The sequence below is a fragment of the Rhizobium herbae genome (assembly GCF_017873135.1).
Taxonomy (GTDB): domain Bacteria; phylum Pseudomonadota; class Alphaproteobacteria; order Rhizobiales; family Rhizobiaceae; genus Pararhizobium; species Pararhizobium herbae.
The window spans coordinates 318972-338132 of sequence record NZ_JAGGJV010000004.1 but is presented as its reverse complement, the minus strand read 5'-3'; the positions used below and the strand labels follow the sequence as shown (position 1 = coordinate 338132).

Genomic DNA, 19161 nt, shown 5'->3' with positions numbered 1-19161 from the left:
AAACATGCGTAAAGGAATTTTGGGCGCTGCAGCCGTCGCCATGATGGCGCTGACCAGTGTGGCCCAGGCGGAAGACAAGAAGGTCACGATCGGCGTTTCGATCCCGGCCGCCGACCATGGCTGGACCTCCGGTGTCGTGTTCCATGCCGAACGCGTCGCCAAGCTTTTGATGGAACAGCATCCCGGCCTCAACGTCATCGTCAAGACGTCGCCGGACCCGGCAAGCCAGGCCAATGCCGTGCAGGACCTTGAGACGCAGGGCATCGATGCGCTCGTCATCCTGCCGTCCGACCCGGATCCGCTGGTCAACGCCATCAAGGAAGTCAAGAGCAAGGGCACGTTCGTCGCCATCGTCGACCGCGCACCGAGTGTCAACGACAACACGGTTCGCGACCTCTACGTCGCCGGCAACAACCCGGCGCTTGGCCAGACGGCCGGCGAATATATCAAGGCAACGACGCCGGACGCCGAAGTCGTCATCATCCGCGGCCTGCCGATCCCGATCGACCAGCAGCGCCAGGACGGTTTCGACAAGGGCATCGAAGGTTCCAACGTCAAGGTTCTCGATCGCCAGTTTGGCAACTGGAACCGCGACGACGCCTTCAAGGTCATGCAGGATTATCTGACCAAGTACCCGAAGATCGACGTGGTCTGGTGCCAGGACGACGACATGGCTGTCGGCGTGCTGCAGGCCATCGACCAGGCCAAGCGTACCGACATCCAGTATGTCGTGGCCGGTGCCGGTTCGAAGGACATGATCAAGAAGGTCATGGACGGCGACAAGATGATCCCGGTCGACGTGCTCTATCCGCCGGCAATGGTTGGTACCGCACTCGAAATGACGGTCGCCAATTTCTACGGCCAGGTTCCTGTTCGCGGCGTCTACACGATCGACGCCACGCTCGTCACCAAGGAGAATGCCAAGGACTTCTACTTCCCCGATTCACCGTTCTGATCGGCCAGCAGAAATACCGGGCGCCCGCGAAAACGGGCGCCCATTTTTATTACCTGGAATCGCATCCGTTATATTTGCGGCACGTACCTCTTGCCGTTGGGGGAAGACCGTGATTAGGTTCCGGCGCACTGGAATTCTGGCCATCTCCGCTGGCCCGCTATTGTCGGACAGAGGCGTCTTGCCCTCGACAAATGGCATGTTAAAACACTTCGAAAACGTTTACGGTCGATAATCAGGGAGGAATCTGACATGAAGACCATCAAGGGCCCGGCGCTTTTTCTCGGGCAGTTCGCGGGTGATGCCGCTCCCTTCAATTCCTGGGATTCGATTACCAAATGGGCGGCCGATTGCGGCTATATCGGCGTTCAGGTGCCGACCTGGGCCAGTCAGCTGATCGACCTGAAAAAAGCAGCGGCGTCGAAGGATTATTGCGACGAGTTTGCCGGCAAGGCCCGCGAAAACGGCATCGAGGTGACTGAGCTTTCGACCCATCTCCAGGGGCAGCTGGTCGCGGTCAATCCGGTCTATGATGAAGCCTTTGATGGTTTTGCCGCCCCCGAAGTGCGCGGCAATCCGAAAGCGCGCCAGGAATGGGCTGTCGAACAGGTCAAGATGGCGCTGACGGCATCAAAGCATCTCGGCATCAAGGCACATGCGACCTTCTCGGGTGCGCTTGCCTGGCCGTTCATGTATCCGTGGCCGCAGCGCCCGGCCGGTCTGGTCGAGACGGCCTTCGACGAACTGGCCCGCCGCTGGAGGCCGATCCTTGATCATGCCGAAGATTGCGGTGTCGATGTCGCCTACGAAATTCATCCCGGCGAAGACCTACATGACGGTGTTACTTTCGAGATGTTCCTCGATCGGGTCGGCAACCATCCGCGTGCCAACATGCTCTACGATCCCTCGCACTACATTCTTCAGTGCCTGGATTATCTCGACAATATCGATATCTACCACGAGCGCATCAAGATGTTCCACGTCAAGGATGCCGAGTTTAATCCGACCGGGCGCCAGGGCGTCTATGGCGGCTATCAGGGCTGGGTGAACCGGGCCGGGCGCTTCCGCTCGCCGGGCGACGGTCAGGTCGATTTCGGCGCCGTATTTTCGAAACTGACGGCCCATGATTTTGATGGCTGGGCCGTGGTCGAGTGGGAATGCGCGCTGAAGCACCCGGAAGACGGTGCGCGGGAAGGCGCGGAATTCGTCAAGCACCACATCATCCGCGTGACGGAAAAAGCCTTCGACGATTTTGCCGACAGCGGCACGGATGAGGCGGCCAACAGGCGCATGCTGGGACTTTAGGTTTAAACCCTCCCCTTGAAGGGGAGGGTCGGCGCAAAGCGCCGGGGTGGGGCGACTTTTCGCGAAACGCAACGGATTACCCCCACCCGCAGCTTCGCTGCGACCTCCCCCCTCAAGGGGGAGGTAAAACTCTCCGCGAACACAAAACACAATTGAGGAGACACTCTCATGGCAATCGAAGGAACCACAGAGGTTCGCGAAAAACGCATTCGCCTCGGCATGGTCGGCGGCGGCACCGGCGCCTTCATCGGCGCGGTCCACCGTATGGCGGCGCGTCTTGACGATCATTTCGAGCTGGTCGCCGGCGCCCTGTCGTCGACGCCGGAAAAGGCCAAGGCCTCGGGCGCCGAGCTTGGTCTCGACCCATCGCGCAGCTATTCCGATTTCAAGGAAATGGCGATCCGCGAGGCCAAGCTGAAGAACGGCATCGAGGCCGTTGCCATCGTCACGCCGAACCATGTGCATTACGAGGCGGCCAAGGAATTTCTCAAGCGCGGCATCCATGTGATCTGCGACAAGCCGCTGACCTCGACGCTATCGGATGCGAAGAAGCTGAAGAAGCTGGCGGACGAGAGCGACGCGCTGTTCGTGCTGACGCACAACTACACCGGTTATCCGATGGTGCGTCAGGCCCGCGAGATGATTGCCAATGGCGATATCGGCGCGGTCCGGCTGGTGCAGATGGAATATCCGCAGGACTGGCTGACGGAAAATATCGAGCAATCCGGCCAGAAGCAGGCTGCATGGCGCACCGATCCGTCGAAGTCCGGTGCCGGCGGTTCCACCGGCGATATCGGCACCCACGCCTACAATCTCGGCGCGTTCGTCTCCGGCCTGGAACTGGAAGAGCTTGCCGCCGATCTCGACAGTTTCGTCAAGGGCCGGGCGCTGGACGACAACGCCCATGTCATGATGCGCTTCAAGGAAAAGAACGGTGAGCGCGCCAAGGGCCTGCTCTGGTGCAGCCAGGTCGCTCCCGGCCACGAGAACGGCCTGATGGTCCGCGTCTATGGCACCAAGGGCGGTCTCGAGTGGACGCAGAAGGATCCGAATTATCTCTGGTATACGCCGTTCGGCGAACCGAAGCGGCTGATCACCCGCGCCGGTGCCGGCTCCGGCCCGTCCGCCGCCCGCGTCTCCCGCATCCCGTCTGGTCATCCGGAGGGTTATCTCGAGGGTTTCGCCAATATCTATACGGAAGCCGCCCGCGCCATCTTTGCCAAGCGCAAGGGTGTGGCCGTCGATCCGGCTGTCATCTATCCGACAATCGACGATGGCATGAAGGGCATGGTGTTCGTCGATGCCTGCGTGCAGTCGTCAAGGCGCAACGGTGCCTGGGTGAAGGTTTAATTTGTTCGGGCAATCTTTATCCGGTTCGCGCTTGCTGTTATGCTAACTGTTATTGTTTCTGTCGGCAGACAAACAGGAAACGACATGGCAAGCAGCGCGAACCTCGGACAGCATCTGGAAGACTATGTAACCGATCTGGTGAAAAACGGACGCTACAATTCTCGCAGTGAAGTGCTGCGGGAAGGTGTCCGGATGATCGAGGATCGCGAAAAGAGACTGGCCGCGCTCGACCTTTCGATCGCCCGTGGGCTTGCGGATGTGGAGGCTGGCCGGGTGAAGCCTGCAAAGGATGTGCTTGCGCGCCTCGTCGCCAAATATGAGAATGAGGAAAAAGACGGCAATTCGTGATCGTCGTTTTTACCGACGCGGCCGAGGCGGACATCGAGCATATCGCCGATTATATTTCTCACGATAATCCGGGTCGCGCGGTAGTCTTTGTTCGGGAGTTGATCGATCGCTGCGAGCGACTGGCTCAATCGCCCTATGCTTTTCCGCTTGTTCCGCGCTACGCGAACACTGGTGTTCGAAGGCGTCCTTATCGAGGCTATCTGATCTTTTATGCGGTCGGCGCTGACAGGGTTGAAATTCTGCATATTTTGAACGGCGTTCAGGACTACGAGGCCATTCTTTTTCCTGAAACATGAATATCGCATTTTCGCCGCGAGCAAATCCTACCGCGTTTCTCAAAACGCGCGGTTGACTTTCTCAAAAACCATTTTACTGCAACGTTGCAGTTTGTGTTGCCTATCCGGAGAATTTCATGATCGATCCCAAGACCCTTGCAGACCGTTTCCCCGGCGATTTCATTTTCGGCGTGGCGACCGCCTCGTTCCAGATCGAGGGTGCGACCAAGGCTGATGGCCGCAAGCCCTCGATCTGGGATGCCTTCTCCAACATGCCGGGGCGCGTCTACAAGGGCCACAATGGCGATATAGCCTGCGATCATTACAATCGGCTGGACGAAGACCTCGACCTGATCCAGAGCCTCGGCGTCGAGGCCTATCGCTTCTCCGTCGCCTGGCCGCGCATCATCCCGGAAGGTACCGGCCCGATCAACGAGAAGGGGCTGGATTTCTACGATCGTCTCGTCGATGGCCTGAAGCAGCGCAACATCAAGGCATTCGCCACGCTCTACCATTGGGACCTGCCACTGGCGCTGATGGGCGACGGCGGCTGGACGGCGCGCTCGACCGCCTATGCCTACCAGCGCTATGCCAAGACCGTGATTTCCCGGCTGGGCGACCGGCTGGATGCGGTGGCGACCTTCAACGAGCCCTGGTGCTCCGTCTGGCTCAGCCATCTCTGGGGTATCCATGCGCCGGGCGAACGCAACATGGATGCAGCACTGCACGCGCTGCATTTTACCAATCTCGCCCACGGCCTCGGCGTCGCCACGGTCCGCGAGGAGCAGCCGAATCTGCCGGTCGGCATCGTCATCAACCCGATGCACGTCTATGCGGGCAGCGACAGTGCCGAAGACACGGCCGCCGCCGAACGCGCCTTCGATTTTCATAACGGCGTCTTTTTCGGCCCGATCTTCAAGGGTGAATATCCCGACAGCTTCCTTTCCGCTCTTGGCGACCGCATGCCTGTTATCGAGGACGGCGACATGGCGACGATCAGCCAGAAAACCGACTGGTGGGGCGTCAACTACTACACGCCGATGCGTGTTTCCCACGACCCGTCTGAGGGCGCCGAATTCCCGGCAACGGTCAACGCCAAGCCGGTCAGCGACGTCAAGACCGATATCGGCTGGGAAGTCTTTCCCCAGGCGCTCGGCGACCTCATCCGCACCGTCAATGATCGTTACGAACTGCCGGATTGCTACATCACCGAGAATGGCGCCTGCTACAATATGGACATCGAAAACGGCGTGGTCGACGACCAGCCACGCCTCGATTATATCTCCGATCACCTCTCGGTCGTGGCAGACCTGATCGCCGAAGGCTATCCGATGAAGGGCTATTTCGCCTGGAGCCTGATGGACAATTTCGAATGGGCGGAAGGCTACAGGATGCGCTTCGGCATCGTCCATGTCGATTACGACACCCAGGTTCGCACCATCAAGAAGAGTGGCCATTGGTACAAGGAACTGGCTGAAGAGTTTCCGAAGGGTAATCACAAGGCTGGGTGACAGCCTTGTTCGATTGAGAACGACGCGTCACAATTGACATCGAATGATCCGGCATTCTAAGCCGGATCATGGCCCTTCAACTTTCCCTTTTCGATGGCGAACTGCTGGCCGGTATCCACGGCGAGGCGGCGGCCTTCTGCATGCGGCTACTGACGCGTTTTGCCGAGGCGGTCGAGGCGGAAAGCTTCATCGATATCGAGGCAGCCCATATCGACGGCTGTCTTTATCTCGGTCAGGTCAGTCTCGATTTCGTCGAGCATCTGGTGCGCCTGAAGGGCCGCGTTCGCGTGCCGACGACGTTGAATGTCGGATCCGTCGATCTCATCCATCCGGAACTGTTCCACGGCGACAAGGAGATCGGCGCCAACGGCGCGCGGCTGATGAAAGCGCATGAGGAACTCGGCTGTATGCCGACGTTTACCTGCGCGCCCTACCAGACGATGTTCCGGCCGCGCTTCGGCGCGCAGATCGCCTGGGCGGAATCCAATGCCATCGTCTTTGCCAATTCGGTCATCGGTGCCCGCACCAATCGCTATGGCGATTTCATCGACCTCTGTTGCGCGCTGACGGGCAGGGCACCCTATTACGGGCTGCATATGCCGGAAAACCGGCGCGCGCAGGTTCTGGTCGAGATCGAAAGCTTGCCGGAGGAGTGGTCCGACGCTGGTCCTGCTTGCGTCGCGGTCGGCCACACGATCGGCAAGCGCTGTGGCAGTCTCATCCCGGCCATCACCGGTTTGCCTGTTCATACGCGGGAGGACGACCTGAAGGCGCTCGGCGCCGTTGCGGCCTCGTCGGGAGCTGTCGCCCTGTTCCATGCGGTTGGCCTGACGCCGGAGGCGCCGACCGTCGAGGCGGCATTTCAAGGCCGGCAACCCATCGAAACGATCCGGCTGACCACGGATGACCTGCGCCGGACCGTGCGTGGCCTGTCGACCGTGCCGGATGGCACGCCGCTCGTCGGCGTCAGCTTCGGCACGCCGCATTTCTCGCTGGAGGAATTCGTCCGGCTGATGCCTCTTGTCGAAGGGCCAAAGCCCGTTATCGACATTTACATCAACACCCATCGCGGCGTTCTCGAAGAACTCGGCAGGCGCGGCTGGGATCGAACGCTGGAGGCTCACGGCGTGACGCTCGTCATCGATACCTGCACCTATGTTACCGCGATCATGCGCGACATGTCCGGTGCGATCATGACCAATTCCGGCAAGATGGCCTACTACGCTCCCGGCAATATCGGCGTCGATATCGCCTTCGGATCGCTTGCGGACTGCATCGCCTCGGCCCGCGCCGGAAAGGTGGTGCGGCTGTGACCGATTTCATCGCCGCCGTCACGCTCGTTCCCGGACAGGCGCAGGGGCAAACCTTCGTGCTGTCGGAACCCTTGAGCTTTTGGGGCGGTCTTGATTCCGCCACCGGCCGGATCATCGATCGGTGGCATACGCAGAAGGACGAGGTTCTGTCCGGCCGCATTCTCGTCATGAAAGCCGGGCGCGGCTCCAGTTCCGGCAGTTCGGTTCTAGCCGAGGCGATCCGCCGGGGAACCGGACCGGCGGGTATCGTCCTGATGACGCGGGACGCGATCGTGACGGTCGGCGCGATGGTGGCTGCCGAATTGTACGGCGTGTCCTGTCCGGTGGTGCTGGCATCGGAATTCAATTGGCAATTGGTCAGCGATAGCTGGGGTCTTGCGCTGGATGCAAAAACGTCGGAAGCAATGCTGCAAGTTCTAGCCGCGGTCTTGTAAAAACCTTTTTTCAGCAACTGCTGTAAAACATTCCGAAATGTTTTTCCTGACACTGTGCGCGCAAGATGCGCGAACTTTTGACACCATTCCTGAATTCGATCCGGCTGAAGCGGCAACATGTCGTGCTGCTTCTGCTTGTATCCTTTGCCGTGGTCGTCGTCGCCGCCGTGGCGGTGGTGCTGACGGCACTCCAGACTGTCGCTGTTACAGCCAACGCGCTTGATGAAAGCCGGTCCCGCCAGGCGGTATCCGGTGCGTTGGCGACGCTGCAGAGCCAGATGGCCTCGACCATGGTCGATTATACGGTCTGGGACGCCGCTGCCCAGGCGGTCTATTCTTCAGGGGCCAAGGACTGGGTTCTTCAGAACTACGACCTTGCCAACGCCGCGTCGGATATTTTCGATACGGCCTATCTTCTCGGCCCGGACGATAAGATACTGATGGCATTCCAGCGGGGAGAACTGTTCCTCACGTCGCCGTCCGAATTCCTGTCGCCGGCTTTCGACGGCATGATGCAGACGGTCCGCAATGCCGGCATTGGCGCCGGTGCGCAAGCATCCGGTTTTGTTCAGGCAAGCGATGGCATTGCGATCGTCGGCGTATCGACTGTTCGCGCGGCGTCGGCGGATATTCCGGTGCCGTTGGATCGGCTGCAACGGCTGGTGTTCGTCCGTCATCTGGATCAGGCAAAAATCGACGGTATCGCCGAGACGTATCTCATTCAGGGCCTGCATCTGATTGACGCTTCTTCCGTTCCTCCCGGTTCAGCCGTGATCACCGATCCGGCTGGACGTGCCATCGCGGGTCTCGCTTGGACTGCACAGTCTCCCGGCGATATCAGTTACCGGCAGGTGCGTCCTTACGTCTTTGCCGCGATGATGATTGTTGGTGTTTTCGTCGCGCTGCTGGTCCTCGCCGGCTCGCTCGTCATCGGCAAGTTGCGCGGCGACGAGATCGCGGCGCGCAGGATGGCGCTGACGGATAGGCTGAGCGGCCTTTCAAATCGCATGGGGCTCTTCACCGGGTTGAAGGACATGATCGGCGCGGCGCGCGACAGCCGCGACGACGTGATGCTGTTCTATCTGGACATGGACGGCTTCAAGGAGGTCAACGACGTGTATGGGCATGCGACCGGAGACCGGCTGATCATCAGCGTGGCGGCGGGTTTGACGCATCTTGTTCCTCAGGAGGCCATTCTGGCCCGTTTCGGCGGCGATGAGTTTGCCATCGCGCTGCCGGTTCAGCGAGGCCTGCAACCAAGCCGATCGCTGGATACGCTGGTTCTGGATTTCTTCTCCGAGCCCTTCATGATCGGTGAACTGGTCGTGGTGGTGGGTGTCAGCGTCGGAACTGCGGTTTCCGCGCTTGGCTCTGTCGATGCCGAGGAGCTGTTGCGGCGCGCCGATATCGCTATGTACAAAGCAAAAGCGGAAGGCCGCGGCCGCGCTATTGCCTATGACAGGGAGATGGATATTGTCCTTGCCGAGCGCAAGGCAATGGAAGTGGCTCTTCGCGCCGGCATCCAGGACAACCAGCTTTTCGTCGTCTACCAGCCTGTCGTCGATGCCCGGACAAAGGCGATTGTCGGGCTTGAGGCCCTGTTGCGGTGGAATTCCCCGCAAATGGGCATGGTCTCGCCGGAGGTGTTCATACCGCTGGCGGAATCGTCAGGATTGATCGACAGGCTCGGCCTGTTCGTGATGCGGGAGGCCTTGCGGGTGATGCGGACATGGCCGCAGATCGGCATCTCCATCAATATTTCACCGGCGCAGTTCCGCAATCCCTTTTTCATTCCAAATGTGACGCGGCTGCTTGACGAGAGCGGCATACGCTCCGCTTCGGTGACGCTGGAAGTGACGGAAGGCTATTTCATCCACAATCCCGCCCATGCCCGCGGGACGATCGAAGCGCTCAACGCGCTTGGCGTGCGCATCGCGCTCGATGATTTCGGTGCCGGGTTTTCCAGCATCGGCTATCTCCGGCAGTTCGGTTTCGACCGGTTGAAACTCGATCGTTCGATGATCAACGCCCTGGAGGACATCCCGCGCGGGCGGGAAATGCTGCAGGCGACACTGGCACTTGCAGCGGCGCTCGATATTCCGGTGACGGCGGAAGGCATCGAGACGGAGGAACAGGCGCTCTTCCTGCGGCTGTGCGGATGCGACCAGCTGCAGGGCTATTTCTACTTCCGCCCCGTCGAAGAGGCCGATCTGCCGGCGCTCCTGGCCGAGAACGCGGCCGCTGGGATCGTATCGCTTTCGGCGTAAGGCCTCTCAGCTTCCCAGATGCCGCTCGCCGCGCGTCTTTGCCAGTTCCATCTGCCGCTGCCGCTGGCGATAGCGCAGACGGTCTTCCTCGGTGCGGGTCTCGTGGCAGCGGATGCAGGAGACACCGTGTTCGTGGTGGGGTGACAAAAGGTCTTGCGGTGTCAGCGGCTGGCGGCATGCGTGGCAGAGCGTATGCTCGCCCTCTTTCAGACCGTGGGTCACCGACACCCGGTCGTCGAAGACGAAGCAGGCGCCGTCCCACAGGCTTTCTTCCTCGGGCATTTCCTCCAGATATTTCAGGATGCCGCCCTTGAGATGATAGACCTCGTCGAAACCCTGTTCCTTCATGAAGGCCGTCGCCTTTTCGCAGCGGATGCCGCCGGTGCAGTACATGGCGATCTTCGGCTTGGCTGCGAGGTCCGCATTGTTCTTCACCCAGCCGGGAAAATCACGAAAGCTCTTGGTGTTTGGGTCGACCGCGCCGCGGAACATGCCGATCGCCGTCTCGTAGTCGTTGCGGGTGTCGATCACCAGCGTCTCCGGATCGGAGATCAGCGCGTTCCAATCCTTCGGCGCCACATAGGTGCCGACGATCCTGTTGGGGTCGATATCCTCGACGCCCATGGTGACGATTTCCTTCTTCAATCGCGCCTTCATGCGCAGGAACGGCATGGACGAAGCCCAGCTTTCCTTGTGCTCGAGGTTTGTGAACTCGGGCTGGGCGCGAAGGAATGCCAGGACGGCTTTGATGCCCTCTTCGGGGCCGGCGATCGTGCCGTTGATGCCCTCGTGGGCGAGCAAAAGAGTGCCCTTGACCTGATTGTCGTCGCACATCTGCTGGAGCGGTTGCCGGAAATCGGCGAAGCGCCCGAAGGAGGCGAAATGATAAAGCGCGGCCACCAGAAACTGGCCACCGGCTTCCGGGCGAGGAATTTGAAGCGCGTCTGTCATGCGGCGTGAAATACAGCTTTCGGCTCTTTCGCGCAATTGCCATTGCGGCCCGGCTGTTCGCGCCGGGCCGCAACACCCTTGATCAGATGCCTTCAGGCGTGAAGACGCGCAGGCGGTGGCCATCCGGATCGGCGCCGGTAAAGGTATAGCCGAAGTCCGCGGCGACGGGTTCCTGCAGGATGGTGACGCCCTTCTTGCTCCATTCGGCGTGCAGCGCATCGACGCCCTCGCGTCCGGCGACCGAAATTGCCAGCTCGCTGCTGCCGGCGGTGCCGGTGACTTTCGGCTCCATCGTCTTCCGGGACCAAAGGCCGAGCTTGGTGCTCTCGTTCATCTTGAACAGCGCGAAGGTCGGCGAGAGTTCCAGTGGCGTCGTGCCGAGAACAGTCTGGTAGAAATTCGCGCTTTCGGCAGGGCTGTCGACGGCAAGCAGGATGTAATCGGCTGTCATGGTGATCTCCTTCGTGTTTACGGAGACCGTTTTAAACGGGCATACTGTCAGTTTATGGCAGTAGTATCACATGTCGTGGACAATGTTATGCGCCCGCCGCCAATCCGCCAGCAGGCGCTCGCGTTTTCGCGGAACACGGATGTCGGTCACTGTCATCGAAGCTATCCGCTCGGCGCGAAAATGGCGAAAATCCTCACGCAGCTCGCACCAGGCGGCGAGAACGCGGGTTTCCTCGAAATAGCCCAGCGCAAACGGCCAGATGCGCCGGCTCGTGGTTTGGCCATTGACGTCGCCATAATTGATATCGAGCTTCAGGCCCTGCCGGATCGCTTCGCGGACCGCCGATAAATCCGTGGTCCCGACATTGGGTTTCCTGGCGGAGGAGACGAGCAGGGAGTTGGTTTCCAGCTCATGGCGAAGATCGACCGGCAGCACGGCGGCAATTTTTGCCAGCGCATTGCGGGCCGCGTCCTTCAGTTCGTCATCCGTCCGCGCCGCCACCCAGCGCGCACCCAGGACCAAGGCCTCGATCTCTTCTTCGCTGAGCATCATCGGCGGCATCAGGAAGCCGGGTTTCAGGACATATCCAAAGCCCGGCGCACCCTGGATATCAGCGCCCTGCGCCTGCAGCGTGGCGATATCGCGGTAGAGCGTCCGGATGCTGATGCCCATGCGCTGGGCCAGCGTGCTGCCGCTGACGGGGCGGCGGTAAGTGCGCAGAAGCTGGATAAGGTCGAGAAGGCGGGTGGAACGGGACATGACTGAGTGTACTGCCAGCAAATGGCAGCATCAATCCCGAACGTGACGAGACGTTATTGGCTCAGGCGGCGTCCTTCCACAACAGCCGGATTTTACGGCTCTCGGCTTTCGGATCATCGCGGAAAACGGAATCGGCGAGCTTCAAAGCAGCCTCCCTCAGCGCCTCCTGCCGGGTAATCACCGCGGAGAGAAGATAGGCCAGATCCTCGCTCTTTCCGAAAAGATGCGGCTGCTCGTTGACGAGAGAGGCAAGCAGCGCCAGATCGTTGTGGTGGCCCAGCAGATCGACCATCTCCGTCGCCTCGACCCGCTTTGCGTGCATCGCCGAAGGCCAGAGCCGCTGTAGGAGGTCGAGATAGAGCCGGTAGTCCTGGCCGCGCTTGCGCAGTTCGTGGAAAAGATGTGCGTCTGTCGTGTTCTCGCAGGCAGCGCGTGCGGTCGCTGCACGTTCCAGCGCCTTGCGCCAGCCCTTGCCGATACGTTTGGCGCCGGCGCTGCGGCCGTCCTCGAAAGTGATGCGGGAGAGCGCCTCCAGCGCGCGGCCGCAAGTGGCAATGGCCGCCGCCACGCTTTCCTCGACTGGTTTCCCGTCGGCGGCTCGTTCGTCGCTCCGGGCGGCCAGCACCTTGGCGATCCGCTTCAGTGCCGCGCGTTCTTCACCGTTTTCAGCATTGCGTATCAGGTATTGGCTGACTTCGACGAGAGCCGTCGCATCGCGAAACGCAGAGAGTGTCCTTGCCATGTTGCGGATGCGCGCATTTTCCGTGCGGCGGAAAGCCGGCACGTCGGCGGCGGCGAGGCGATAGAGGGAGCGCAGCCTCTTGAAATTCTTGCGGGCATCGTGGATCGCCTCGACAAGACCGTCCGGGCGCTCCGTCAGCACGGTGATGGCGAGCTTCAACTGCTCGACGCCGACAGCTTTGAATTCTTCCGTGAAATTTTCAGAAGGGCGAATATGATAACTCATGATCTGCCTTCGAAACCAATGGGTTGGTTGAAAGATACTGGTTCGAGTAATGCGGGTCGCCGGTCACCTCTGCACCCAGCCATGCCGGAAGATCGGGCACGTCGCCTTCGGACCCGAGCTCGACTTCAGCGACAACAAGACCCTCATGCGCGCCGCTATAGACATCGACTTCCCAGACAAAACCGCCATGCTTCACCTCATAGCGGGTCTTTTCGATGACGAGGCCGACGGCTTTCGACATCAGGTCTTTCGCGTCGGCGATCGGGATCTCATACTCGAACTCGTCCCGCGTCATCGAGCCTGTGCCGATCTTGATCGTCAGTTTCGCCCGCTTTTCGTCCATCAACCGTATCCGCGCGGAGCGGTCGTCCATGGTGACGATATAGGCTTGCAGAAAGCGCGTGCCGCCATCCGCGGTATCGCGCCAGCCGTCGGATGCCACCAGAAACTTGCGCTCTATTTCCTTGGCCATTGAGAAGTCTGCCGTTTTTTCCCGTCAATCAAACGCAGACTACAGGATTGCGGCGACGGGACAAGCAAGCCCTTCGGGCGAGCTGGGGCTTGGGCGAAGCGTCGTGCCGCGCCGGTTGTCAAGCGTGCGTCACCATGTCCGAATAGGCTGGACAATCCCGTTTGGTATCGACAAAAGCGGATGGGAAGAGTATTCGAACCTCACTTCAATCGTTTTAAAAGGGCTGTCCGGCATGAGCGAGAAAACCGATAGACTTCTTTCCGTCCTGAAATTGCAGCCGGTCGTTCCTGTGCTGATCATCGATGACGTCGCGACTGCCGTGCCGCTGGCGCGGGCTCTCGTCGCCGGTGGATTGAAGGCGATCGAGATCACCCTGCGCACGACGGCCGCTCTCGAAGCCATCCGCGCAGTTGCCAACGAAGTTGAGGGCGCCGTGGCCGGTGCCGGCACCATCCTCAATGCCGCCCAATATGAGGCGGCGGTCGAGGCCGGCTCGCAGTTTATCGTCAGCCCCGGCACGACGCAGGAACTGATCGATGCCGCCAACGATTCCGAAATTCCGCTGCTTCCGGGTGCGGCGACCGCAAGCGAAGTCATGGGCCTGCGCGAAGAAGGCTACAAGGTGATGAAATTCTTCCCGGCCGAACAGGCTGGTGGCGCTGCCTACCTCAAGTCGCTGTCCTCGCCGCTGGCCGGCACGCTGTTCTGCCCGACCGGTGGCATTTCGCTGTCGAATGCGAAGGATTACCTGTCGCTCCCCAACGTCGTCTGCGTCGGCGGCTCCTGGGTCGCGCCGAAGGAGCTGGTCGCCAGGGGCGACTGGGCCGGCATCACCAAACTCGCCGCGGAAGCTTTCGCGCTGAGGGGTTGATCCAACCGCCAAGGTATTCAAAAGGCCGGAGCGCTTGCGCCCGGCCTTTTCATATCATGCGTCTTTTATTTGTATTCCTTTCGTCGCATTCCTATGTCTCAATCCGACTTCAACCGGCCAAGGGAGTGTGACCGAATGTTTGACGCGAAGAAATTGCTGGACCAGTTTTTAGGCTCGCAGATCCCCGGTGCCGGCGGCACGGTGCGTGATCGCGCCGGCCAGGTCACGCAACTGGCCAAGGACAATCCGCTCGCCGCTGGCGCTATCGCTGCCGTCCTGCTTGGCACCGGTACCGGCCGGCAGGTGACGGGCTCCGCCCTGAAGCTCGGCGGTCTCGCCGCCATCGCCGGTCTTGGCTATCAGGCCTACAAGAACTATCAGGCAGGCAAGGAGCCGGTCGTGCAGCCCGAGGCCCAGGCCCAACCGGAACTCCTGCCGCCGCCGGCGGATTCCGGATTCAGCACCGAACCCGCCGCCATTCGCAACGATTTCGTCCTTGTTCTGGTGCGTGCAATGATCGCCGCTGCTCGTGCAGATGGCCATATCGACGATGCCGAGCGCGCCCGCATCATGGACAAGGTCAAGCTCTCCGGTCTCGATTCGGAAGCGGAAAGTTTCTTGCATGACGAACTGAACAACCCGATCGATCTCGACGGTATCATCGCAGCCGCAACGACGGAGGAGGAACGGGTCGAGCTTTATACGGCTTCGCGTCTTGCTATCGATGCGGATACGCGCGCCGAGCGCGGCTATCTCGATCTTCTCGCCGGACGTCTCGGCCTTGCCGATGCGCTGATCGACCATATCGAGGCAACGGTCTCGGCGGCCAAGACACCTGTCATTGAGGCGCAGGCGAACGCTCCCCAGACATCCGTGCCCCAGGTCGGCGAACCGCCGATAAAGTCGCCCTGGTGATAGACCCATCACCACTTTGCATTTGTACGGATGCCTGAGCTGTCCTATGCCAGCGCCAAAGCCTTTGATGTAACCGGTTTGGGCCCTTGCCCGAACCGGTATCAAGGCCGGTGGTGTGGTCTCTCCGGGAGGTGCAAATGCGTGATTTGACGAATTGGACCGGCTGTCCTGCCCCGAAGCCGGTGACACTGGAAGGCTGCTACGTCCGCATCGTACCCTATGACCGTGCGGTGCACCTGGAAGCGCTGTGGCAGGCCTTTGGCGGGCTCGATATCAATGCGCGTCTTCAGTATTTCGCGCAGGACGACTTTCGGAGCATCGAGGATTTTGATGCTTGGCTGACCGGCGTGCAGAAAGCCGGCTGGATCACCGAGGTGTTTTCCGACAAGGCAAGCGGCGACGTTGTCGGCATGGCCAATTACATGCGGCCGGATCCGGCCAATGGCGTGGTTGAGGTCGGTGGTGTCGCCCATTCGTTCTCGATGGCCCGCTCGCCACTATCAACCGAGGTGCACTATCTGATGGCCAAGCACGCCTTCGAGGACCTCGGTTATAGGCGTTACGAGTGGAAATGCGACAACCGCAACGAGGCGAGCAAGAAGACCGCGAACCGTCTTGGTTTCACCTTCGAAGGTGTTTTCCGGCAGCATATGCTGTCCAAGCGGGCGAACCGTGATACCGCTTGGTTCTCGATCATCGATGGCGAGTGGCCCTTGCTCAACGCCGCCTTCGAAGCCTGGCTGTCGCCAGAGAACTTCTCAGGCGACGGAACGCAGAAGCGCAAGCTCGAAGACATCCGCGCAGAGCTTGCTGAAAAGGAGACGGCATGAATATGCCAGAGAAAAAGGAGCGCTCGCCGGCCATTGCCGCCGCGGTCATCCTGCTCGTCGTCGGGGTGGGGTTCTTCATCCTGCCGAAAATCATGCTCTGGCTCGGCGATTTCTCGCCGTGGCTTGCTGCCGCATTCGGCGCGCTGTTCGTACTCGGCTTTTTCCTGATCTTCTGGCTGCGGGCTCACTACCAGCGCCGGCGCGGGCTCTGACTTTTTATTTTACGCAATTCCGGACGCAAAACCGCTGCGCATTTTTGCTGGAATTGCTTTAGGCCTGCAGCGACGCGCCCAGGAGTACGAAACCCAGCACCAGCACCAGCAAAGCGCCGGAGATTTCGATGCCGTTGCTGATGCGCATGGCCGAGTTTTCGCTTGAAGCGTAGCGAACGGCCAGATCCTTGGCGGTTACCGCCAACGTCGCCAGCGCCGAAACAGTAATGGCGGTGCCGATCGACATGGCAAAGACCGAGAGCACGCCGCCGAGATAGAGCCCGTTCAGCAAAGCGAAGCTCAGAACGATCAGCGCCCCGGAACACGGTCGCAACCCCACGGCGATGATCGCCGACCAGGCTTCCCGGAGCGCAAAACGATCGCCTTTCAGCATCGATGGATCGGGCGCATGCGCGTGGCCACAGGTGTCGCAGACTTCGCCAGGCCCATGGCTGTGGCCGTGGTCATGCGAATGACCGTGATCGTGCGAATGTCCATGGTCATGGTGCGCGTGGTCATGGTGGTGTCGATGATCGTGATGATCATGTGCCATCGCCGGTGCCAGGCTGCGTGCCCGCATGCCTCGCAGCTTGCGGAACAGCAGCCAGCCGCCAAAGGCCGCGATCAGCGCGTAGCTGACCACCTCAAGGAAATGCGTCGCCTGCGTCATCGAGATCGACGATCCGCGCAGCACGAGATAGGCGGCGCCGACGAGAAGGATGGCAACCCCGCCCTGCATCATCGAGGACAGGAACGACAAAAGCACGCCGCGCTTCAGTTCGGTCTCGTTGGCAATCATGTAGGAGGAGATCACCGCCTTGCCGTGGCCGGGGCCGGCTGCGTGGAAAACGCCATAGGCAAAGGACAGCCCGATCAGCGACCAGAGATGCCACGGGTTTTCCCGCATGCCTTTGATCGCTTCCGTCAGCGTGTGATAAAAACGCTGCTGCTCCATGTTCACCCAGGCGAAAAATCCGCCGAATATCCCGGTGGTCTGGAAAGACGGTTCGGCCGTGCCAATGCCGAGCGGCGACTGGGCGTGAGCCATCGTCACGCTGACGGCCGCGAGTACCAGCGAAAGGCCGATCAGGCGCGCGGAGTTGCGTGCCGTCAGCATTTGAATTCGATCCTGGTCGCAAACATTTTCGACATATCGGTTCCTGTTGGATCGTTGAAAAAGGCGTCGGTCAGGCTGGCCTGGTTCTGGGAAAGCACTTCGTCTGGATCCGGACGAACCACCTTGTGTTCGCAGGCATTCAGCTGGTTGCCAACAGGAACAAGATCGCCGTCCGTCGGAAAATCCATCGCCGTGTACATGGTGGGGTCATAAATGCCGAAGGAGAACTTGCCCTTGAGCGGTATTGCTTCCGAAGGTTTGACGGCGAACATCAAAAGCAGCTGTCCGTCCTTGTAATCAGCCTGGATCGCGTCCGGCTTGTTGACCTTCACGGTTTTGCCATTGTCCATGATCGTGGTGTAATAATTGTACTCTGCGAGGGAATCGAGAACGGTCTGGCCGACTTCCTTCAGCTCATCCGGGTCAAGCTGGGCATTCGAGTTCTTGTCGAAATCCATGACGACGCTAGCCGAAAACAGCTCGTCGAAGCGCCACACGTTGCGCAGTTCGGTGATCTGGTTCGTCGCGTCAGCGACGATCTCAAGTCGTGCTTCGGCGAAGATATGCGGATGGGCTAGGGCGGCACAGGGGACAAGACATGCCGCTGCCGTCAGCATCAGGGACGATGATTTCATACTGTCGCAATTCCCTCGGCTATGCCGACGCAACGCCAGCGTTCATGCAATGTAGCGGCAAATGGGACGGAATTGGGACGCGGCACCTGCGGCAAAGTCGTCAATTTTCCGTGTTCTTGCGGAACCAGGCATGCAGGAAATCGACCAGGGTCCGCACCTTCGTCGGCAGATAGCGGCGGTGCGGATAGATCGCATAAATGCCGCGATCCTTGGGAAGGTATTCTTCAAGAAGGGAGACAAGCGTTCCCGCTGCGATCTTCGGCCGGGCGATGAAATCGGGGACGCTGGAAATGCCGATGCTGGATTCGGCCGCGCGCACGGCTGCAAGCGGGCTGTTGACCTCGATCGGTCCGCCGACGGGAACGCTGAAGCCGGTGCCGTCCTTTTCGACGAAGCGCCAGTTGCTATAGGACCGGCCATTGGTGTCGATGATGCAGGCGTGCCGCGATAGTTCCGAGGGATGATGGATCGGTCCGCTTTTTGCGAGAAACTCCGGCGACGCACAGATCTGCACCTGGAAGTCGTCGAGCTTGCGGGCAATCAGCGTCGAATCCTCGAGCCTGGTGATACGGACCGCTACGTCGAAGCCTTCCTCGACCAGATCGACGAAGCGATCGTCCGAGACGATTTCCAGAGACAGTTCCGGATGTGCCTTGCCGAAGTCGATCAGCGACTGGCCGATCTCGGCATCGACGAAGGTGCGCGGCGCGGAAATGCGCAGGCGTCCCTTGAGATCGGAATTGCTGGCGCGAACCAGGTCAGCAAGATTGTCTATCTCTTTCAGGATTTCCGATGCCGTGCGGTAATAGGTGTGCCCGGCTTCGGTCAGCGAAAACTGACGGGTCGTTCGGTTGAGCAGCAGGGCGCCGAGTTCGTCTTCCAGTTCCCGCACATATTTGGACAACAGCGCCTTCGAGCGCCCGACGCGCCGTGCTGCGGCCGAAAAGCCTTCCGCATCGACCACATCGATGAAGGCGCGGATGCGGGTCAAAGTATCCATGATTGGCCATTTCCTGCGAAGAGAGGGCCGCTGCCCTCGGTTGATTCGGTCAATAGGCCTCTTCGGCGCGCCTTGCGGTGCAGGCTGCTGTTCTCACGGCGGCCTTGGCGTTAACACTTCCTTGGCGCGGCGGATGCGATCATCTTTGTTGGAAAATGAACTTAAAACAAGACGTTGGGCTTTGCGAGGCCCTGATCCGGCTTGTTCGGGAAATTTGAACATATTA

General features: G+C 60.2%; 21 protein-coding genes. 13 read left to right on the top strand and 8 right to left on the bottom strand.

Annotated features, from left to right (window positions below):
• The first annotated feature begins 4 nt into the window (after positions 1–4).
• The 9 genes from J2Z75_RS13260 to J2Z75_RS13220 all read left to right on the top strand — a co-directional run bounded on the left by J2Z75_RS13260 (position 5) and on the right by J2Z75_RS13220 (position 9755).
• Positions 5–955 carry a substrate-binding domain-containing protein gene (locus J2Z75_RS13260; RefSeq protein ID WP_209853042.1) on the top strand — a complete coding sequence of 317 codons (951 nt, stop codon included), beginning with the start codon at positions 5–7 and terminating at the stop codon, positions 953–955.
• A gap of 249 nt (positions 956–1204) precedes the next feature.
• Positions 1205–2257 (top strand): sugar phosphate isomerase/epimerase family protein, encoded by a 1053-nt coding sequence (locus J2Z75_RS13255; RefSeq protein ID WP_209853040.1) that lies wholly within the window; start codon positions 1205–1207, stop codon positions 2255–2257.
• Positions 2258–2425: 168 nt separating this feature from the next.
• A complete protein-coding gene (locus J2Z75_RS13250; RefSeq protein ID WP_209853037.1) occupies positions 2426–3607 on the top strand; it encodes a Gfo/Idh/MocA family protein in 1182 nt (393 codons plus the stop codon).
• Positions 3608–3691: 84 nt separating this feature from the next.
• Positions 3692–3955: a type II toxin-antitoxin system ParD family antitoxin gene (locus tag J2Z75_RS13245; RefSeq protein WP_209853036.1), complete on the top strand. Its 264-nt coding sequence runs from the start codon at positions 3692–3694 to the stop codon at positions 3953–3955.
• Positions 3952–4251, top strand: a complete 300-nt coding sequence (locus J2Z75_RS13240; RefSeq protein WP_209853034.1) for a type II toxin-antitoxin system RelE/ParE family toxin — start codon at positions 3952–3954, stop codon at positions 4249–4251. Before J2Z75_RS13245 ends, J2Z75_RS13240 begins: the two co-directional genes overlap by 4 nt.
• Before the next feature lie 116 nt (positions 4252–4367).
• On the top strand, positions 4368–5741 hold the full coding sequence (locus tag J2Z75_RS13235; protein WP_209853032.1) for a GH1 family beta-glucosidase: 1374 nt from the start codon (positions 4368–4370) through the stop codon (positions 5739–5741).
• A gap of 68 nt (positions 5742–5809) precedes the next feature.
• The gene (locus tag J2Z75_RS13230) at positions 5810–7054 is read left to right on the top strand and encodes an aconitase X (RefSeq protein WP_209853030.1); all 1245 of its coding nucleotides are present in this window, start codon (positions 5810–5812) and stop codon (positions 7052–7054) included.
• Entirely contained in the window at positions 7051–7488 is a 438-nt protein-coding gene (locus J2Z75_RS13225; protein ID WP_209853028.1) for an aconitase X swivel domain-containing protein, read from the top strand. Before J2Z75_RS13230 ends, J2Z75_RS13225 begins: the two co-directional genes overlap by 4 nt.
• Positions 7489–7553: 65 nt before the next feature.
• Positions 7554–9755: a putative bifunctional diguanylate cyclase/phosphodiesterase gene (locus J2Z75_RS13220; protein ID WP_209853026.1), complete on the top strand. Its 2202-nt coding sequence runs from the start codon at positions 7554–7556 to the stop codon at positions 9753–9755.
• Positions 9756–9761: 6 nt separating this feature from the next.
• Here J2Z75_RS13220 and trhO read toward each other — a convergent pair whose 3' ends face one another.
• The 5 genes from trhO to J2Z75_RS13195 form a co-directional block, all read right to left on the bottom strand.
• Positions 9762–10706, bottom strand: coding sequence for an oxygen-dependent tRNA uridine(34) hydroxylase TrhO (gene trhO / locus J2Z75_RS13215; protein ID WP_209853024.1), 945 nt, complete (start codon positions 10704–10706; stop codon positions 9762–9764).
• Between the two features lie 82 nt (positions 10707–10788).
• A complete protein-coding gene (locus tag J2Z75_RS13210) occupies positions 10789–11157 on the bottom strand; it encodes a VOC family protein (RefSeq protein ID WP_209853022.1) in 369 nt (122 codons plus the stop codon).
• Positions 11158–11223: 66 nt separating this feature from the next.
• Positions 11224–11916: a helix-turn-helix transcriptional regulator gene (locus J2Z75_RS13205; protein WP_209853020.1), complete on the bottom strand. Its 693-nt coding sequence runs from the start codon at positions 11914–11916 to the stop codon at positions 11224–11226.
• Between the two features lie 61 nt (positions 11917–11977).
• Entirely contained in the window at positions 11978–12883 is a 906-nt protein-coding gene (locus J2Z75_RS13200; protein ID WP_209853005.1) for a CHAD domain-containing protein, read from the bottom strand.
• The gene (locus J2Z75_RS13195; protein WP_209853003.1) at positions 12858–13355 is read right to left on the bottom strand and encodes a CYTH domain-containing protein; all 498 of its coding nucleotides are present in this window, start codon (positions 13353–13355) and stop codon (positions 12858–12860) included. The genes J2Z75_RS13200 and J2Z75_RS13195 overlap by 26 nt, the downstream gene beginning before the upstream one ends.
• A gap of 232 nt (positions 13356–13587) precedes the next feature.
• On the opposite strand from J2Z75_RS13195, the gene J2Z75_RS13190 reads away from it, so the two are divergent.
• The 4 genes from J2Z75_RS13190 (at position 13588) to J2Z75_RS13175 (ending at position 16183) form a co-directional block, all read left to right on the top strand.
• Complete coding sequence (locus tag J2Z75_RS13190) at positions 13588–14226, top strand: 2-dehydro-3-deoxy-phosphogluconate aldolase (protein WP_209853001.1); 639 nt, start codon at positions 13588–13590, stop codon at positions 14224–14226.
• A 135-nt stretch (positions 14227–14361) separates the two neighbouring features.
• Positions 14362–15141 (top strand): tellurite resistance TerB family protein, encoded by a 780-nt coding sequence (locus tag J2Z75_RS13185; RefSeq protein WP_209852999.1) that lies wholly within the window; start codon positions 14362–14364, stop codon positions 15139–15141.
• 137 nt (positions 15142–15278) lie between these two features.
• Positions 15279–15971, top strand: coding sequence for a GNAT family N-acetyltransferase (locus J2Z75_RS13180; RefSeq protein WP_209852996.1), 693 nt, complete (start codon positions 15279–15281; stop codon positions 15969–15971).
• Positions 15968–16183, top strand: a complete 216-nt coding sequence (locus tag J2Z75_RS13175) for a hypothetical protein (protein ID WP_209852994.1) — start codon at positions 15968–15970, stop codon at positions 16181–16183. Before J2Z75_RS13180 ends, J2Z75_RS13175 begins: the two co-directional genes overlap by 4 nt.
• Positions 16184–16241: 58 nt before the next feature.
• Here J2Z75_RS13175 and J2Z75_RS13170 read toward each other — a convergent pair whose 3' ends face one another.
• The 3 genes from J2Z75_RS13170 to J2Z75_RS13160 form a co-directional block, all read right to left on the bottom strand.
• On the bottom strand, positions 16242–17300 hold the full coding sequence (locus J2Z75_RS13170; RefSeq protein WP_209852991.1) for a nickel/cobalt transporter: 1059 nt from the start codon (positions 17298–17300) through the stop codon (positions 16242–16244).
• Complete coding sequence (locus J2Z75_RS13165; protein ID WP_209852989.1) at positions 17294–17935, bottom strand: DUF1007 family protein; 642 nt, start codon at positions 17933–17935, stop codon at positions 17294–17296. Before J2Z75_RS13165 ends, J2Z75_RS13170 begins: the two co-directional genes overlap by 7 nt.
• A gap of 100 nt (positions 17936–18035) precedes the next feature.
• Entirely contained in the window at positions 18036–18935 is a 900-nt protein-coding gene (locus J2Z75_RS13160) for a LysR family transcriptional regulator (RefSeq protein ID WP_209852987.1), read from the bottom strand.
• Positions 18936–19161 lie beyond the last annotated feature (226 nt).

What these genes read in the sequence shown, in the direction of transcription:
- J2Z75_RS13260 (WP_209853042.1), top strand. Translation starts at nt 5, where the DNA reads ATGCGTAAAGGAATTTTGGGCGCTGCAGCCGTCGCCATGATGGCGCTG.
- J2Z75_RS13255 (WP_209853040.1), top strand. Translation starts at nt 1,205, where the DNA reads ATGAAGACCATCAAGGGCCCGGCGCTTTTTCTCGGGCAGTTCGCGGGT.
- J2Z75_RS13250 (WP_209853037.1), top strand. Translation starts at nt 2,426, where the DNA reads ATGGCAATCGAAGGAACCACAGAGGTTCGCGAAAAACGCATTCGCCTC.
- J2Z75_RS13245 (WP_209853036.1), top strand. Translation starts at nt 3,692, where the DNA reads ATGGCAAGCAGCGCGAACCTCGGACAGCATCTGGAAGACTATGTAACC.
- J2Z75_RS13235 (WP_209853032.1), top strand. Translation starts at nt 4,368, where the DNA reads ATGATCGATCCCAAGACCCTTGCAGACCGTTTCCCCGGCGATTTCATT.
- J2Z75_RS13230 (WP_209853030.1), top strand. Translation starts at nt 5,810, where the DNA reads ATGGCCCTTCAACTTTCCCTTTTCGATGGCGAACTGCTGGCCGGTATC.
- J2Z75_RS13220 (WP_209853026.1), top strand. Translation starts at nt 7,554, where the DNA reads ATGCGCGAACTTTTGACACCATTCCTGAATTCGATCCGGCTGAAGCGG.
- trhO (WP_209853024.1), bottom strand. Translation starts at nt 10,706, where the DNA reads ATGACAGACGCGCTTCAAATTCCTCGCCCGGAAGCCGGTGGCCAGTTT.
- J2Z75_RS13210 (WP_209853022.1), bottom strand. Translation starts at nt 11,157, where the DNA reads ATGACAGCCGATTACATCCTGCTTGCCGTCGACAGCCCTGCCGAAAGC.
- J2Z75_RS13205 (WP_209853020.1), bottom strand. Translation starts at nt 11,916, where the DNA reads ATGTCCCGTTCCACCCGCCTTCTCGACCTTATCCAGCTTCTGCGCACT.
- J2Z75_RS13200 (WP_209853005.1), bottom strand. Translation starts at nt 12,883, where the DNA reads ATGAGTTATCATATTCGCCCTTCTGAAAATTTCACGGAAGAATTCAAA.
- J2Z75_RS13195 (WP_209853003.1), bottom strand. Translation starts at nt 13,355, where the DNA reads ATGGCCAAGGAAATAGAGCGCAAGTTTCTGGTGGCATCCGACGGCTGG.
- J2Z75_RS13190 (WP_209853001.1), top strand. Translation starts at nt 13,588, where the DNA reads ATGAGCGAGAAAACCGATAGACTTCTTTCCGTCCTGAAATTGCAGCCG.
- J2Z75_RS13185 (WP_209852999.1), top strand. Translation starts at nt 14,362, where the DNA reads ATGTTTGACGCGAAGAAATTGCTGGACCAGTTTTTAGGCTCGCAGATC.
- J2Z75_RS13180 (WP_209852996.1), top strand. Translation starts at nt 15,279, where the DNA reads ATGCGTGATTTGACGAATTGGACCGGCTGTCCTGCCCCGAAGCCGGTG.
- J2Z75_RS13175 (WP_209852994.1), top strand. Translation starts at nt 15,968, where the DNA reads ATGAATATGCCAGAGAAAAAGGAGCGCTCGCCGGCCATTGCCGCCGCG.
- J2Z75_RS13170 (WP_209852991.1), bottom strand. Translation starts at nt 17,300, where the DNA reads ATGCTGACGGCACGCAACTCCGCGCGCCTGATCGGCCTTTCGCTGGTA.
- J2Z75_RS13165 (WP_209852989.1), bottom strand. Translation starts at nt 17,935, where the DNA reads ATGAAATCATCGTCCCTGATGCTGACGGCAGCGGCATGTCTTGTCCCC.
- J2Z75_RS13160 (WP_209852987.1), bottom strand. Translation starts at nt 18,935, where the DNA reads ATGGATACTTTGACCCGCATCCGCGCCTTCATCGATGTGGTCGATGCG.